This window comes from Sphingomonas kyeonggiensis (assembly GCF_014204495.1).
Taxonomy (GTDB): domain Bacteria; phylum Pseudomonadota; class Alphaproteobacteria; order Sphingomonadales; family Sphingomonadaceae; genus Sphingomonas; species Sphingomonas kyeonggiensis_A.
In genome coordinates this window covers 994621-1009402 of sequence record NZ_JACHLN010000002.1, presented here as the reverse complement: position 1 = coordinate 1009402, position 14782 = coordinate 994621, and the positions used below count along the sequence as shown (strand labels likewise).

At 67.5% G+C, this 14782-nt stretch carries 15 protein-coding genes; 9 read left to right on the top strand and 6 right to left on the bottom strand.

The window, feature by feature from the left end; genetic code table 11:
* Positions 1 to 14: 14 nt before the first annotated feature.
* A complete protein-coding gene (locus HNP52_RS12325; protein ID WP_184167382.1) occupies positions 15 to 362 on the top strand; it encodes a hypothetical protein in 348 nt (115 codons plus the stop codon).
* Between the two features lie 52 nt (positions 363 to 414).
* On the opposite strand, the gene HNP52_RS12320 is transcribed toward HNP52_RS12325, so the two are convergent.
* From HNP52_RS12320 to mtaB, 4 genes are read right to left on the bottom strand one after another with little or no spacing between them, the layout of a single operon-like run.
* Positions 415 to 2106 (bottom strand): chloride channel protein, encoded by a 1692-nt coding sequence (locus HNP52_RS12320; RefSeq protein WP_184168325.1) that lies wholly within the window; start codon positions 2104 to 2106, stop codon positions 415 to 417.
* Positions 2107 to 2166: 60 nt separating this feature from the next.
* Positions 2167 to 2781 (bottom strand): septation protein A, encoded by a 615-nt coding sequence (locus HNP52_RS12315; protein WP_260396065.1) that lies wholly within the window; start codon positions 2779 to 2781, stop codon positions 2167 to 2169.
* Positions 2774 to 3709, bottom strand: a complete 936-nt coding sequence (gene ftsY / locus HNP52_RS12310; protein WP_184167379.1) for a signal recognition particle-docking protein FtsY — start codon at positions 3707 to 3709, stop codon at positions 2774 to 2776. Before ftsY ends, HNP52_RS12315 begins: the two co-directional genes overlap by 8 nt.
* Positions 3706 to 4923 carry a tRNA (N(6)-L-threonylcarbamoyladenosine(37)-C(2))-methylthiotransferase MtaB gene (mtaB, locus tag HNP52_RS12305; RefSeq protein ID WP_184167376.1) on the bottom strand — a complete coding sequence of 406 codons (1218 nt, stop codon included), beginning with the start codon at positions 4921 to 4923 and terminating at the stop codon, positions 3706 to 3708. The genes ftsY and mtaB overlap by 4 nt, the downstream gene beginning before the upstream one ends.
* Here mtaB and HNP52_RS12300 point away from each other — a divergent pair, their 5' ends adjacent.
* Positions 4924 to 5499, top strand: a complete 576-nt coding sequence (locus HNP52_RS12300; protein ID WP_184167373.1) for a DUF924 family protein — start codon at positions 4924 to 4926, stop codon at positions 5497 to 5499.
* 54 nt (positions 5500 to 5553) lie between these two features.
* On the opposite strand, the gene HNP52_RS12295 is transcribed toward HNP52_RS12300, so the two are convergent.
* Positions 5554 to 7182, bottom strand: coding sequence for a bifunctional diguanylate cyclase/phosphodiesterase (locus tag HNP52_RS12295; protein WP_184168323.1), 1629 nt, complete (start codon positions 7180 to 7182; stop codon positions 5554 to 5556).
* A 267-nt stretch (positions 7183 to 7449) separates the two neighbouring features.
* On the opposite strand from HNP52_RS12295, the gene ffh reads away from it, so the two are divergent.
* The 7 genes from ffh (at position 7450) to HNP52_RS12260 (ending at position 13851) form a co-directional block, all read left to right on the top strand.
* Positions 7450 to 8946: a signal recognition particle protein gene (ffh, locus tag HNP52_RS12290; RefSeq protein WP_184167370.1), complete on the top strand. Its 1497-nt coding sequence runs from the start codon at positions 7450 to 7452 to the stop codon at positions 8944 to 8946.
* An 89-nt stretch (positions 8947 to 9035) separates the two neighbouring features.
* Positions 9036 to 9563, top strand: a complete 528-nt coding sequence (gene rpsP / locus HNP52_RS12285) for a 30S ribosomal protein S16 (RefSeq protein WP_184167367.1) — start codon at positions 9036 to 9038, stop codon at positions 9561 to 9563.
* A gap of 3 nt (positions 9564 to 9566) precedes the next feature.
* Positions 9567 to 10058, top strand: coding sequence for a ribosome maturation factor RimM (rimM, locus tag HNP52_RS12280; protein WP_184167364.1), 492 nt, complete (start codon positions 9567 to 9569; stop codon positions 10056 to 10058).
* Positions 10055 to 10780 carry a metallophosphoesterase gene (locus HNP52_RS12275; RefSeq protein ID WP_184167361.1) on the top strand — a complete coding sequence of 242 codons (726 nt, stop codon included), beginning with the start codon at positions 10055 to 10057 and terminating at the stop codon, positions 10778 to 10780. The genes rimM and HNP52_RS12275 overlap by 4 nt, the downstream gene beginning before the upstream one ends.
* A gap of 107 nt (positions 10781 to 10887) precedes the next feature.
* Positions 10888 to 12402, top strand: a complete 1515-nt coding sequence (locus tag HNP52_RS12270) for a serine hydrolase (protein ID WP_184167356.1) — start codon at positions 10888 to 10890, stop codon at positions 12400 to 12402.
* A gap of 33 nt (positions 12403 to 12435) precedes the next feature.
* Positions 12436 to 13014, top strand: a complete 579-nt coding sequence (locus tag HNP52_RS12265; RefSeq protein ID WP_184167353.1) for a hypothetical protein — start codon at positions 12436 to 12438, stop codon at positions 13012 to 13014.
* 6 nt (positions 13015 to 13020) lie between these two features.
* On the top strand, positions 13021 to 13851 hold the full coding sequence (locus HNP52_RS12260) for a TIGR04222 domain-containing membrane protein (protein ID WP_184167350.1): 831 nt from the start codon (positions 13021 to 13023) through the stop codon (positions 13849 to 13851).
* Here the strand turns inward: HNP52_RS12260 and HNP52_RS12255 are convergent.
* The gene (locus HNP52_RS12255; RefSeq protein WP_184167347.1) at positions 13848 to 14750 is read right to left on the bottom strand and encodes an NAD(P)/FAD-dependent oxidoreductase; all 903 of its coding nucleotides are present in this window, start codon (positions 14748 to 14750) and stop codon (positions 13848 to 13850) included. The two genes, HNP52_RS12260 and HNP52_RS12255, sit on opposite strands and share 4 nt — an antisense overlap.
* Positions 14751 to 14782 lie beyond the last annotated feature (32 nt).

The window sequence follows — 14782 nt, the reverse complement described above, 5'->3', positions numbered from 1 at the left end:
TGGGGAAAGTCGTGATGCGCCGCTATCTGATCCTTGCACCCGTGCTGCTGCTCGCCGCGCCTGCCTCCGCGCAGATCTGGGGCGGGCCGAGCCTGAAAGGGCCTTCGGGCGGCGCGATGAGCCGAGACCGGAGCGCGGCCGAGACCGCCAAGATCCGCAGCGATATCCGCGATGGGCGCAGCGGCGGCCAGCTTACCCGGCGCGAGGCGAAGCAGCTGCGGCGTGAGGCGTATCAGGTCGATACGCTGGAGGAGCGGTTTGCCGCTGGCGGGCTCAGCCCGTCCGAAGAGGCGGAGCTGTTCGCGCGGCGTGAGGCGCTGCGGAATGATGTGGTGGCCAAGCGCAGTGGCCAACGGAAATAGCCCTCTCTTACCCCGGCGAAGGCCGGGGCCAGCGCAGCCTTAAGGATCGGCCTCAGGCCTCGCCGTACAATTCCCGCTGCGAGCGTTCCAACTCCTCCGCATAGCGTCGGCGAGCATGGCGCTCGGTGATCAGGCCGATGACATTGCCTTCGCGATCGACCACCGCGAGATCGTCGGCCGCGACGCTGTCGAACATCTCCAGCACCTCACCGATCCCCATTTCCGGTGACAGCTTCGCCTGGGGCAAGCGGGCGAGGGAGCCGATCTCGGCGACCGGCTCGACTTCGGGCGACCAGGCGGCGGCGGTCTCGACGATGCCGGCATAGCGGCCCTTCACGTCGAGCAGCACGACGCGCGTGGTAGAGCCGAGCGGGAAGCGCTCGCGAAAGGCGGAGACACTCGAATAGGCGGGTATCTGCGGCACGTCGCGACGCATCATCTGGACGGCGGTGAGCGCGCGCATCCAGCCCACGTCACGGCCGCTGCGCAGCGTCTCGCCGCGCAGGTGGAGGCGCCAGGTGGAGAAATTATAGCCGAAGGTCGAGCGCGCCACGGTCGAGGCGATCAGCGTGGCGGCGAGCGCGACGCCGGTGATGCTGAAATCATGGGTCACCTCGAGGACCAGCAGCGACATGGTCATCGGTCCACCGACCACGGCGACGGCAAGTGCCGCCATGCCGACCACGGTGGCATCGTCGGGCGCCAGCACGTGCAGGCCGGGCACCTGTGCGAGCATCACCTGGTAGAGCCGCCCGACCAGTGAGCCGAGGAACAGCGAGGCGAAGAACAGGCCGCCGCGAAAGCCGAAACCGAGCGATATCGCCGAGGCGAGCATCTTGAGCAGGATCGTCAGGGCGAGCCCGGCGATCGTCACTTCGGCCATCAGGTTGAGGTTGAGCGCGCCGTGGCCCCCGGACAGCGCCTGGGGCGAGATCATCGCCAGTGGCACCAGCAGCAGCCCGCCGACCAGCGGCGCCCAGTGCATCGGCAGCTTCGAGCGATGCACCGCGTGCTCGACCAGCGAGACCAGCCGCATCAGCACGATACCGAGCCCGGCGCAGAGCACGCCCAGCACGCCGTAGAGGATATAGTCGGCGGTCCCGATCGGGTGCATGCCGCCCGCCGCGATCACATAGGGCGTCATGCCAAGCCCTCGTGCCAGCACCGCGGCGGCGAGCGCGGCGAGCATCACCGGGGCGACCATGGCCGGGCTATAGGCACCGAGCACGACTTCGAAGGCGTAGAAGGCGCCGGTGAGCGGTGCGCCGAATGCCGCGCTCACGGCGGCGCCCGCGCCGGCGGCCATCAGCGTGCGCAGGTCGCCGCGGCGCAGCTTCACCTTCTGGCCGAGCAGCGAGGCCAGCCCGCCGCCGGCCTGGGCATAGGCGGCCTCAAGCCCCACCGAGGCGCCGAAGCTGTTGGAGAGCAGCGTCGTGCCGACCACGGTGGCGGTGTCGCGCGCCGGGATGCGGCCGCCGTGCAGCGCATTGGCTTCGACGATGTCGACCGCCTTGCGTCGGCGCAGGAACCAAAGGACCAGCCCGAGCAGCGCGCCGCCGGCGGGCAGGGCGACCAGGCGCCAGGGCTCGATCTGACTGGCGGCGCTCAGATGCTCGCCCTGTGCCAGGCCGAACAGCAGCCGCTGGGTGCCCCGCGCGAGCTGGCCGAGCGCGATCGCGCCGGCGCCCGCGCCGATGCCGACGAGCATCGAGAGCGCAAGGAACCACAGCGAATTGGTGCGCATCTGGCGTCGCAGCCAGTTGGTGGCGCGCACCGCGCGATAGAGGTTGCTCGACACCGCCGCTTACTCCTGCGGCGGGATCGGCGCCTCCTCGGGCTTCTCGAGCTGCAGGCCGTGCTTGAGCAGCAGCGGGATGTTGAGCATTGCGAATACGAGCGTGACCGGAATCATGATCCAGGTCTTGAAGAACACCCACTGGTCCCAGCTGACGAAGTGGCGGACGACTTCGTTGACCACTGCGGCGGCGAGGAAGAACAGCGCCCAGTTGATCGTCAGCAGCCGCCAGCCACGCGCCGAAAGTCCGGGATAGGCTTGTTCGAGCAGCATCTGGAGCAGCGGCTTGTCGGCGATCACGCCATATCCGAGCACCACCGCGAACATCGTATAGATGATCGTCGGCTTGATCTGAATGAAGGTCTGATCGTGGAAATAGAGGGTGAGCCCGCCGAACAGCAATACGAACGCGGCGGTGATCCACAGCATCGGCGAGACATGGCGGGTCTTCCACCAGCTCAGCGCAATCGCGGCCGCCATCGCGACCATAAATGCCACGGTCGCTGCGAACACGCGGGCGAGCACCGGGCCCTGGGCGATCGCATTGACGCCGAAGAACACCGCGAGCGGGCCGTAATCGATCAGCATCCGCACGCCAGGCGAGGCGGCCTGTTTCTCAGCCATTGGTAAGCTCCTCCACGCCCGCGATGATGCGCGCCACTTCCTGCGCATTGAACGGACGCAGATCGTCCACCTTCTCGCCCACGCCGATCGCATGGATCGGCAGGCCGTATTTCTCGGCTGCCGCGACCAGCACGCCGCCGCGCGCGGTACCGTCGAGCTTGGTCATCACCAGCCCGGTGACGCCGGCGACTTCCTTGAACACTTCGATCTGGTTGAGCGCGTTCTGGCCGGTGGTGGCGTCGAGCACCAGCACCACGTCGTGCGGCGCCGCCGGATTGAGGCGACCGAGCACGCGGCGAATCTTGGCCAGCTCGTCCATCAGCTCGGTCTTGTTCTGCAGGCGGCCGGCAGTGTCGACGATCAGCACATCGGTGCCGATCTCGGTCGCCTTCTTCACAGCCTCGAACACGATGCCGGCGGCATCGCCGCCCTCGGCGCCCGATACGATCGGCACGCCAATTCGCTCGGCCCAGGTACGCAGCTGGCCGATCGCGGCGGCGCGGAAGGTGTCGCCGGCCGCGAGCATCACCGAATAGTCCTGCTCCATCAGCAGGTTGGCGAGCTTGGCGATCGTGGTGGTCTTGCCCGATCCGTTGACGCCGATGACCAGGATCACCTGCGGACGCGGGAAGGCCTCGATCTCGAGCTTCTTCGCGACCGGCTCGAGCGCCTTGGCGACTTCGTCGGCCACGATAAGGCGGATGCCCAGCTCCTCCATGTTGCGCTCGAACTGGCCGTCGGCGAGCCGCTGACGCACGCGCGCGGCGGTGGCGGGGCCGAGGTCCGAGGCGATCAGCGCTTCCTCGATCTCGTCGAGCGTCGCATCGTCGAGCCGCGCCAGGCCGAGGCCGGCGAGGTTGCCGATCAGCCGGTCGGAAGTCTTGCGGAAGCCGCCGAGAAGGCGCTCGTGCCAGCTGGGGCCGCTCATGCGATCAGCTTCCCGTCCCGGACATCCACGATCTTGACGCTCACAATCTCTCCGACTTCATGGGGGGCGAGGCGAACCTCGGCGAAATTGCCGGCATGGCCCCGCTCTCCGGGGCGCTCTACCAGCACTTGTTGGGTGCTGCCTACCAGGCTTTGCAGCCAATTGTCCCTGACGCGTGCGGCCTCGGCGCGCAGGCGGGCGGCGCGGGCCTTCACCACTTCGGGCTCGACCAGCGGCATCCTGGCCGCCGGGGTGCCAGCGCGGGGCGAATAGGGGAAGATATGCGCGTGGACGATGTTGCACTCCGCGACCAGCGCGAGGGTGTTCTCGAACATTGCCTCGGTCTCGGTCGGGAAGCCGGCGATCAGGTCGGCGCCGATAGCGATGTCAGGACGCTCGACTGTTAATCGAGTTGCCAGTGCGACCGACTGGGCCCGACTGTGGCGACGCTTCATGCGCTTCAGGATCATGTCGTCGCCCGCCTGCAGCGAGAGATGGACGTGCGGCATCAGGCGCGGCTCCCCGGTGAGCAGGGCAAACAACCGGTCGTCGACTTCGATCCCGTCGAGCGAGGAAAGTCGCAGGCGCTGGAGCCTCGGCACATGCGTCAGGATGCGCTCGACCAGCTGGCCCAGGCTCGGGCTGCCGGGCAGGTCGGGGCCGTAGCTGGTCAGGTCGACCCCGGTCAGCACGACCTCGGCATGGCTCTCGGCGAGCTGGGCGACGCGGTCGATCACGGCCCCCGCCGGAACGGAGCGGCTGTTTCCCCGGCCATAGGGAATCGCGCAGAAGGTGCAGCGATGGTCGCAGCCATTCTGCACCTCGACGAACGCACGGGCATGCGTCGAGAAGCTGGCGGCAAGATGCGGCGCGGTCTCGCGCACCGCCATGATGTCCTGCACCAGCATCGGCTCGGGCCTGGTCCAGGCTTTGCCATCCAGCTTCTCGGCATTGCCGATCACCCGATCGACCTCGGGCATCGCCGCGAAAGCCTGCGGATCGATCTGCGCCGCGCAGCCCGTCACCACCAGCTCGGCGTCCGGCCGCTCGCGGCGCGCGCGGCGGATCGCTTGGCGCGTCTGCTTGACGGCCTCGTTGGTCACCGCGCAACTGTTGATCACGACAGTGTCACGATCCGTCAGCAGCGCGCGGATCGTTTCGCTCTCGGCGAGGTTGAGACGGCAGCCCAGACTGATGACGTGAGGGGATGACATTTGACCGGTGATCTAGGCGCAGCGACCCTGGATGTCCACGCGAAGGCCCGCGAAGTGCTGGGCTTCTGGTTCGCGCTTACGCCGGAGCAGCATTTCGCGCGCTCGGCGAAACTCGATGCGGAGATCAAGGCGCGCTTCGGCCCGTTGCGCGACCTCGTGCTGGGGTCGGGCGCGGCGGGCTGGCGCGACGATCCTGAAACCCTGCTCGCGGCGATCGTCCTGCTCGACCAGTTCAGCCGCAACCTTCACCGCGACAGCGCCGAGGCCTATGCCGCCGATCCGCTCGCCCTGCAGCTGGCGCTGGAGGCGATCGACCGAGGCTGGGAGGTGGCGATGACGGCGGAGGAGCGCCAGTTTCTTTACCTGCCGCTCGAGCATGCCGAGGACCCGATGATGCAGGCGCTGAGCGTCGAGAAGTTCGGATCGCTGGGCGACGCCTACATTCTCGATTTCGCGGAGAAGCATGCCGAGGTGATCCGGCGTTTCGGCCGCTTCCCCAGCCGGAACGCCGCGCTGGGGCGGGAATCGACGGCGGAGGAGGTGGCGTTTCTCAGTGACGAGGGTTCGGGCTGGTAGGCGCCGCAAGTATCAACCGTCACCCTGAAACAAGTTCGGCATGACGAACCAGGCTCAGCCCGCCAGTCTCTGCCCCGAATCCGGGGCTTCGGGAGTAGCCGCGCCTGAGCCCGGGTGGATCAGGCGGCGCTCGGCGAGCAGGCGCCGCACGCCGCTCACCGAGAGCGGCTTGCCGTAATACCAGCCCTGCGCCTTGGCGCAGCCCGCGGCGCGCAGCCGCTCCTCGATCGCGGCGTCCTCCACGCCTTCAGCGGTGATCGGCAGGTTCAGGCTCTCGCCGAGGCTGATGATCGCGTTGACGATCGCCGCCGAATCCGCGCTGGTGTTGAGGGAGATGATGAAGCTCTTGTCGATCTTGATCCGGTCGAAGGGCAGGGCGCGCAGATGCGCCAGCGACGAATAGCCGGTGCCGAAATCGTCGAGCGCCAGCTTGGCGCCCTGGTTCTTCAGGCTGCCGACGATCGACTGGGCGAGCGCCAGATTGTCGAACAGCGAGCTTTCGGTGATTTCCACTTCCAGCCGGCTCGCCGGGAAGCCGGTTTCGGCCAGCACCTTGATGATTTTCTGCGCCAGCCAGGCGTCGCGCAGCTGCCAGGGCGAGATGTTGATCGACAGGGTGAGCGTGGGGTCCCAGTCGCGCGCGGCGATGAACGCCTGGCGCATGATCGACAGCGAGAGATCGGCGATCATGCCGGTCTCCTCCGCGATCGGAATGAACAGCTCGGGGCTGATCAGCCCGCGCTGCGGATGCTCCCAGCGCGCCAGCACTTCGAAGCCGTGCAGGCGGTTGGTGCTCAGGTCGATCTGTTGTTCGAAATAGGGGACGATCTCGCCGCGCGGGATCGCGGTGCGGAGACCATTTTCCAGCTCGTTGCGGATCTGGAGTTCGCGCTCCATCGAATGGTCGAACCAGGCATAGCGGTTGCGGCCCGATTTCTTGGCCGCATACATCGCGATGTCGGCGGAGCGCATCAGCGCATCGATGCTGGCGCAATCGAAGTCCGAGCGGGCGATGCCGAGCGAGCAGGAGATATGCAGACGAAGGCCTTCGGCTTCGAAGGGCTGGGCCATGCGGCTCACCAGCCGTTCGGCAATGCGCTCAACGACGGTGGGCTCGGTGGGATCGAACAGGAAACCGCAGGCGAACTCGTCACCGCCCAGCCGCGCGGTGAGCGCGATCGGCGGCATGACATGCGCGATCTCTGCGGCGACGGCGCGGAGCAGCGCGTCGCCCACGGCATGGCCGTGCATGTCGTTGATCGTCTTGAAGTGATCGAGGTCGAGCATCAGCATCGCCATCGCCTTGCGGCGGCGCTGGGCCCGGACGAACATCGCCGCGCCTTCCTCGGCCAGGCTGCGACGGTTGAGGAAGCCGGTCAGCGGGTCGCGGTTGGCGAGCTGCTGGGCGCGCTCCTCGGCGGCGGTGCGTACCTGCACTTCGAGACTGAGCTCGTTGTGGCGGCGCCAGCCGAACAGGATCAGCGCGACGTTGAGCAGCAGCGCGATCACCAGCGTGCGGTCCGCCGGCTCGCCGCCCTCGAAATAGAATTGCAGGGTCTTGGACAGCACGGCGCTGCCGATGCCGACGAACAAAAGGATCGCGGCAACGCTGATCGCACCCGAAAGCAGGTTCGGGCGCTGGGCGCTTTGCGATACGGCTTGTTCTTCGAAGTCCAGCGGCATGCCGGCGACGATCCCCAACTGTGATCGGGGCGTTTTCTCACGGGCAGGGTATAGAACGGGTTAAGCCCGTGACACCTTCGTGCAATATTTTGCGTCCGTGCCCCGGGCTTGCCTCGCGCGGGCGGATCGGGTAGGGGCCGCCGCGACCGTTCTCTTTGAACGCGAGACATTTGCCACCCCAAGGGGTGACGCCGGCCGACGAGGTTTCGTCCGCCGGCGTGTTTTGCGTTTGGTGATTCGCGGTCGGGAATTGGAGTGTCTGGGTTCATGTTCGAAAGTCTGAGCGAACGGCTGGGTGGCGTATTCGATCGCCTGCGTGGTCGTGGCGCGCTGACCGAAGCCGATGTCCGCACCGCCATGCGCGAAGTGCGGATCGCCCTGCTGGAGGCCGATGTCGCGCTTCCGGTGGCGCGCGACTTCGTCGAGAAGGCGACCGAACAGGCGATCGGCCATGAAGTGCTCCGCTCGGTCACGCCGGGCCAGCAGGTGGTCAAGATCGTCCATGACACGCTCGTGGACATGCTGGGCCCGGACACGGCCGAGCTCAACATCGCGGTCACTCCGCCCGCCGTCATCATGCTCGTGGGTCTCCAGGGCTCGGGCAAGACGACCACCACCGCCAAGCTGTCCAGGCTGCTCAAGAGCCAGGGCAAGAAGGTGATGATGGCGTCGCTGGACGTGAACCGTCCGGCAGCGCAGGAGCAGCTCGCGGTGCTCGGTACCCAGACCGAGGTATCGACGCTTCCGATCGTTGCGGGCCAGCAGCCGGTCGAGATCGCCAGGCGCGCGCTCAATGCCGCCAAGCTGCAGGGCTATGATGTCCTGATGCTCGACACTGCCGGCCGACTGCATGTCGACCAGGCGCTGATGGACGAGATGAAGGCGGTGGCGGACATCGCCACGCCGAACGAGATCCTGCTCGTCGTCGACTCGCTCACCGGCCAGGACGCCGTGAACGTCGCATCGAGCTTCTCCGAGCAGGTGCCGCTCACCGGCGTGATCCTCACCCGCATGGACGGCGATGCCCGTGGCGGCGCCGCGCTGTCGATGCGCGCGGTCACCGGCAAGCCGATCAAGTTCGCCGGCATGGGCGAGAAGCTCGACGCGCTCGAGCCCTTCCATCCCAAGCGCGTTGCCGGCCGTATCCTCGGCATGGGCGATGTCGTCAGCCTCGTCGAGAAGGCGGCGGCTGCGATCCAGGAGGAAGACGCCGAGAAGATGGCGGCGCGGCTGGCCAAGGGCCAGTTCGACATGAACGACCTGCGCAACCAGCTTGCCCAGATGCGCCGCATGGGCGGCCTGGGTGCGCTCGCCGGCATGATGCCGGGCATGAAGAAGGCGCAGGCGGCGGTCGACCAGGTCGGCGGCGACAAGGTGCTGATCCGCATGGACGCGATGATCACTTCGATGACGCCGAAGGAGCGCGCCAAGCCCGACCTGATCAACGCCAAGCGCAAGATCCGCATCGCCAAGGGCTCGGGGACGACCGTGCAGGACGTCAACAAGCTCCTGAAGATGCATATGGAAATGCAGACCGCGATGAAGCGGCTGAAGAAGATGGGCGGCCTGAAGGGCATGCTGGGCATGCTCGGCAAGGGTGGCCCCGGCGGCGGCATGGGCGGCATCGGCAATGCGCTGGGTGGCGCCGGGCTGGGCGACATGATGGGCAAGCTGGATGGCCCCGGTGGCGGGCTTCCGGGCCTTGGTGGCCCCGGTGCGCCGCAGCTCCCGCCCGGTTTCGAGAATTTGCTCAAGAAGAAGTGATTACCCCGCCCAGCCGTCAGGCGGCGGGGCAGCAACCAAAGCAGATCCGGTCGTGGCCGGGCTGACGAATACGAAGAAGGAAGATTGTAATGGCTATTTCCCTGCGTCTGTCGCGCGGCGGCTCGAAGAAGCGTCCGTACTACCGCATCGTCGTTGCGGACGCCCGTTCGCCCCGCGACGGCAAGTTCATCGAGAAGATCGGCACCTACAACCCGCTCCTCGCCAAGGACGATGCCAAGCGCGTCGTGCTCGACGGTGAGCGCGCCAAGTACTGGCTGGGCGTCGGCGCGCAGCCGACCGACCGTGTCGCTCGCTTCCTGGACGCCGCTGGCCTGAAGGAGCGCGCCGCGCGCAGCAACCCGAACAAGGGCAAGCCGGGCGAGAAGGCCGTCGAGCGCGCTGAAGAGCGTGCCGAAAAGGTGAAGGCCGCTGAGGAAGCCGCTGCCGAGGCGAAGGCTGCCGAGGCCGCTGCCGCCGCTGCTCCGGCCGAGGACACGCAGGCTGAGGCCGAAGCCGTGATCGCGGCCGAGGTCGAGGCTGCCACCGAGGAGCCGACCGCGGAAGCCGAGCAGGTCGCCGAGGCGACCGCCGAAGAGACCCCGCCGGCCGAGGCATAAGCCTTGTCGAGCGATCAGCCCGTCACGCTTGCCGTCGTCATTGGTGCGCACGGCGTGACGGGCGAGGTCCGCCTGAAGGTCTTCGCCGAGGACCTGTCTACGCACCGCCAGTTCAATGGCGGTGCGCTGACGCTCAAATCGGTACGCGGCGGGCCCAACGGCACGATCGCGCGCTTCGCAGAGGTTGCCGACCGCAATGCCGCCGAGGCCCTGCGTGGCACCGAGCTGCGCGTGCCGCGCTCGGCACTGCCCCCGCTGGGCGAGGGCGAATATTATCATGTCGACCTGCTGGGCCTCCCTGCCGTCTCCGATGAAGGAGAAGTGCTGGGCAAGGTCGTCGCGATCGACGATTTCGGCGCGGGCGACGTGATCGAGATCGAGCGTCCGGCCGACGAGAATGGCAAGATCAAGCGCTTCATGGTGCCGATGAACGCCGCGGCGGTGCCCGAATGGGATGCTGAGCGGCTGGTGGTGAGCGCCGCCTTCGTCGAATGACGAAGATCGCCGTCCTTTCCGACATTCACGGCAACCTGCCGGCCCTGATCGCGACCGTCGCCGATGCCGAGGCGCGCGGCTGCACGCGCTTCCTCAATCTTGGCGACATATTGTCGGGCCCGCTCTGGCCGGCAGAGACCGCCGCCTGGCTGATGGCGCGCGAGTGGCCGACCATCGCCGGCAATCACGAGCGGCAGGTGCTGACCGACCCGCCTGAGCGGATCAACGCCTCCGACGCCTTCACCCGGGCGGTGCTGGGCCCCGAGGCGCTGGCCTGGATGGCGAACCTGCCCGAAACGTTGGCGCTGGATGGCCTGTTCCTATGCCACGGCACGCCGACGAGCGACGTGACGCCGCTGACCGACACGCTCGAAGGCGACCGGCTGCGCGTCGCCAGCGAGGACGAGCTGGTCGAGCGGCTGGCGGGGCAGGGGGCATCGCTCACCCTGTGCGGGCACACGCATGTCCCGCGCTTGCTGGCGCTCGCCGACGGCCGCCGCGTGCTCAATCCCGGTAGCGTTGGGCTGCAAGCCTATGATGACGATCATCCGCGGCCCTACCGGGTCGAGAATGGCGATCCGCTGGCGCGCTATGCGGTGATCGATGGCGAGGCGATCAGCCTGTTTGCGGTCGCCTACGATCATATGGCCGCCGCACGGAAAGCGGAGGCGGAAGGGCGCTCGGACTGGGCAATCGCACTGGCCAAGGGACGGATGTGCTGAACCCCTGACAGCTCCCCGGCTTTCGCCGGGAACCCGTTCTGCTCAGACGCACGCGTGACGCGGCCCGGTCGGCCGGCTATCCTTCCCGCAGATATCGGGGGAAGCACATGAACTGGTTCGGCACCGCACTTTCCGCAGCCGCATTCTGCAGCCTGGCGGCACCCGCGGCGGCGCAGACGAAGGCTGCTGCGTTGCAGCCGCAGTTCGACGCGATCGATCGCCAGTTCGAGAGCTTCCAGCGCGATACGCCGACGCCCGGGCTGGTCTACGGCATCGTTGCCGAGGGCAAGCTTGTCCATGTCCGTGGCTTCGGCGTGCAGGACCTCGACCACAAGCGATCGGTCACGCCCGATACGCTGTTCCGCATCGCCTCGATGACCAAGGCCTTCACCGCGCTGTCGATCCTGGCGCTGCGCGATGCCGGCAAGCTCTCGCTCGACGATCTCGCTGAGAGATACGTGCCCGAGATGCGTGGCTGGAAATACCCGACCAGTGACAGCCCGCGCATCCGGATCCGCGACCTGCTCTCGCACGTTGCCGGCTTCGTCACCGACGATCCCTGGGGCGATCGCCAGACGCCGATGCCCGAAGCGGAGTTCATCGGGCTCCTCCGGACCGGTGTGCCGTTCAGCCGGGTGCCCGATACGGCGCATGAATATTCGAACTTCGGCTATGCGCTGCTCGGTCACATCGTCGCGAAAGTGTCGGGCATGCCCTATCGCAGCTATGTCGAGCGCACGATCCTCAAGCCACTCGGTATGACCTCGAGTGGCTTCGAAGTGAGCGAATGGCTGATCGAACGCCGTGCGATCGGCTATCGCTTCGAAAAGGGGGCGTGGACGGAAGAGCCGACCATGCGCAACGGCGCCTTCGGTCCGATGGGCGGTCTGCAGGTTAGCGCGAACGACTATGCCAAGTGGATCGCCTTCCTGCTCTCCGCCTGGCCACCGCGCGACGGGCCGGACGCAGGGCCGGTAAAGCGTGCCACGGTGCGCGAGCTGGCGCAGGGGCTGAACTTCGTGCGGATGACGCCGCGCTACGGCGCCACCGCCAAGACCGGCTGCATCCAGGGTACCGCCTATGGCAAGGGCCTGCGGGTTTCGCAGGATTGCGAGCTCGGCATGATGCTGCATCACGGCGGCGGCTATCCCGGCTATGGATCGCACATGCTGCTGGTGCCGGAGGCGGGGGTGGGGATTTTCGTCTTCACCAACCGCACCTATACCGGCGCGGCGGGCATCGCCTGGGATGCGATGTTCGGGCTAGACAAGGCCGGTGCTCTGTCCTTCGCCGAGACCCCGCTCAGCCCCGACCTCGCTGCTGCGCTCGATACCGCACGCGCGATCTATGCCGCCGGAGACGTGACGGTTGCCCGATCGTCGCTGGCGATGAACTTCCTCATGGACCGCTCCGCGGCCGACTGGCGGAGTGACCTCGCCGCACTTCGCACGCAGCTCGGTGCCTGCACCGGCAAGGGCGAGCCGCCACATCCCACCGGCCGGCTCTCCGGCGCGTTCCGCTGGCAGTGCGACAAGGGCATGCTCGACGGCACGCTCCTGCTCGCGCCGACCACGCCGATCACGATCCAGTCTCTGAAGCTCACACCCGTGCCTAAGCCTTGACAAATTAAACCTACTATGTTAGTGGGAATTTAGATGAGCAAGGCCCCCGGTCTGTCTCGACCCCCTGCCGACCACCCGGTCTGGATAGCGCTTTCCCATTATTCCATCGGCCCGGAGGACGCGGAGCTCAGCTTCGCCCAGCGTCTGGCGCGCGAGAACGGCTGGAGCCCTGCCGAGGCGGAACGGGTGATCGAGGAATACCGGCGCTTCTGCTTCCTCGCAGTGACGGCGGAGCATCCGGTCACGCCTTCGGACCAGGTCGATCAGGCCTGGCACCTGCACCTGACCTATACCCGGGATTACTGGGAGCGTTTCTGCCCCCAGGTGCTCGGCCGCGCGCTCCATCACGGCCCCACGGCCGGCGGGCGCGAGGAGGGGCATCGCTACTTCACCCAATATGCCGAGACGCTGCGCAGCTACGAGCGCGTCTTCGGCACGCCGCCCGCGGATCTGTGGCCCGACGCGGGGCGGCGCCTGTTGCAGGACCACAAGGCGCGCCGCGTGCATCCGCGCGACGCATTTATCGTGCCCCGGAGGCCATTCCGGATCGCGCTGCTCGTTGCGTTCGCGGCGCTCTTCCTGCTGGTCCTGTGGGCCTTTCTGAGGAGCTAGGACTTTATGTCGCTCGGACCCTTCGACCTTACCGGCGGGCCGTTTCTCATCCTCTATGGCGCCCTGCTGGTAGTCACCATCATCGCCGGTTTCACCATAGCGCGCTGGCTCCGGCCCGAAGGCCGCACCCCGCGCAACATCGATGCCGACCATCTCGCCTTTCTAGCCGGCGGGAGTACCCGCCTTGCCGAGACCGTCGCCGCCCGATTGCTCGCCAGCCGTCAGCTCGTGATGGACGGCAAGGATCGCTACACGCCAGGCCATCTCGGTGGCTCTACGCCAATGGAGCGCAGCGTATTGGCGCTGCCCGACAGTTCGAACTGGGGCCGGGTCGCCGGGGCGATCGGCAAGCATGCCGACGCCATCCGCCAGCGGCTGATCTCCGACCAGTTGCTGATCGGCACCGGCGAGGCGCTCCAGCTGCGCTTCTTCCAGACCTTGCCCTATTTCCTGCTGCTCGGCTTCGGCTACACCAAGCTGCTGATCGGCGAGGCGCGGGGCAGGCCGGTCGGCTATCTCACGCTCTTCCTGATCCTCACCGCGATCCTGGCCTTCATCCGCTTCGCCGCGCTCGACCGGCGAACCCGCGCCGGGCAGGAAGTCCTTGCCGAAGCGCGCGACCGTCACGAACGTCTCCGCCGGGCACCGGCCAGCGGGGAGGCCGACCTCGGCGTGGCGCTGTTCGGCACGGTGGTGCTGGTCGGCTCGGACTGGGGCGGCTTCCACCAGGCGCGGGCAGCAAGCTCGGGCGGCGATGGCGGGAGTGGCAGCAGTGGCGGCGACGGCGGTGGCAGCAGCGGCTGCGGCGGTGGTGGCTGCGGCGGGTGCGGCAGCTAGCGCCGGATCGGCTTCTGCTCGGCCAGCAGGTTGCGGATGGTGGTGGCGGCGACGCCGGCCTCGCCCATCGCATGGCTGATCTGGTCGAGCCCCCGTGCCACGTCCCCGGCCGCGAACAGGCCGGGGACGCTGGTGCGTTGATGATCGTCCACCTCCAGGCAGCCATTCTCATCCGCCCGCGCCCCGACCTGAATCGCCAGGCCCGAGCGGATAACCGAGCCCAGCGCGGGATAGACGGTGTCGAAATTCAACCGTCCCTCCGCCGTATCGAGCGCCAGCTGCCCATCTTCGATCGCATAGCCGCCGCAAGGCCCATCGACCCGGGCGATGCGGGCATCGTCCAACGTCGCCGCCTCCTCGTCCGACAGCGCATGTGCTTCCGGTGCGATCAGCGTCACCTCCGGGCTGTAACCGCGCAGGAACAGCGCTTCGGCCATACCGTGGCTGCCGGTGCCGATCACGCCGATCCTTTTGTCGGTCACCTCATAGCCGTCGCAGATCGGGCAATAGCGCAGCAGCCCTCGGGCGAGCGCTTCGTCATGGAGCGCCTCTGGCATGGCCGGCCGATTGTTCACCACGCCCGTGGCGAGCAGCACGGTGCGCGCAGCATGCTCCCGCTCGCCGACCCGCACGCCGAAGCCGCCCTCGATCAACCTTAGCCCCTCGACCTCGGCCAGTTCGCGCACTGCGCCATATTTCTCGGCCTGCGCCAGCATCCGCGCGAGCAACTCCTTGCCCGAGATGCCTTCCGGAAACCCGGCATGGTTGCGTGTGCATGGGATCTGCGCCGCCCGGCTCGATCCACAATCGAACAGCCGGATGTCGAGATGGAACCGCGCCAGGTAGATCGCTGCGGTGAGGCCGGCAGGGCCGCCGCCGATGATGATGCAATCGTCCACTTGCCAATCGCGCTCCCGGAGGGGAAAGGCTC

Excerpts from the sequence above, each read along its gene's own strand:
- HNP52_RS12295 (WP_184168323.1), bottom strand. The coding sequence starts at position 7,182 with ATGCCGCTGGACTTCGAAGAACAAGCCGTATCGCAAAGCGCCCAGCGC.
- HNP52_RS12325 (WP_184167382.1), top strand. The coding sequence starts at position 15 with ATGCGCCGCTATCTGATCCTTGCACCCGTGCTGCTGCTCGCCGCGCCT.
- ftsY (WP_184167379.1), bottom strand. The coding sequence starts at position 3,709 with ATGAGCGGCCCCAGCTGGCACGAGCGCCTTCTCGGCGGCTTCCGCAAG.
- rpsP (WP_184167367.1), top strand. The coding sequence starts at position 9,036 with ATGGCTATTTCCCTGCGTCTGTCGCGCGGCGGCTCGAAGAAGCGTCCG.
- HNP52_RS12270 (WP_184167356.1), top strand. The coding sequence starts at position 10,888 with ATGAACTGGTTCGGCACCGCACTTTCCGCAGCCGCATTCTGCAGCCTG.
- HNP52_RS12275 (WP_184167361.1), top strand. The coding sequence starts at position 10,055 with ATGACGAAGATCGCCGTCCTTTCCGACATTCACGGCAACCTGCCGGCC.
- HNP52_RS12265 (WP_184167353.1), top strand. The coding sequence starts at position 12,436 with ATGAGCAAGGCCCCCGGTCTGTCTCGACCCCCTGCCGACCACCCGGTC.
- HNP52_RS12320 (WP_184168325.1), bottom strand. The coding sequence starts at position 2,106 with ATGCGCACCAATTCGCTGTGGTTCCTTGCGCTCTCGATGCTCGTCGGC.
- mtaB (WP_184167376.1), bottom strand. The coding sequence starts at position 4,923 with ATGTCATCCCCTCACGTCATCAGTCTGGGCTGCCGTCTCAACCTCGCC.
- HNP52_RS12315 (WP_260396065.1), bottom strand. The coding sequence starts at position 2,781 with ATGGCTGAGAAACAGGCCGCCTCGCCTGGCGTGCGGATGCTGATCGAT.
- ffh (WP_184167370.1), top strand. The coding sequence starts at position 7,450 with ATGTTCGAAAGTCTGAGCGAACGGCTGGGTGGCGTATTCGATCGCCTG.
- HNP52_RS12260 (WP_184167350.1), top strand. The coding sequence starts at position 13,021 with ATGTCGCTCGGACCCTTCGACCTTACCGGCGGGCCGTTTCTCATCCTC.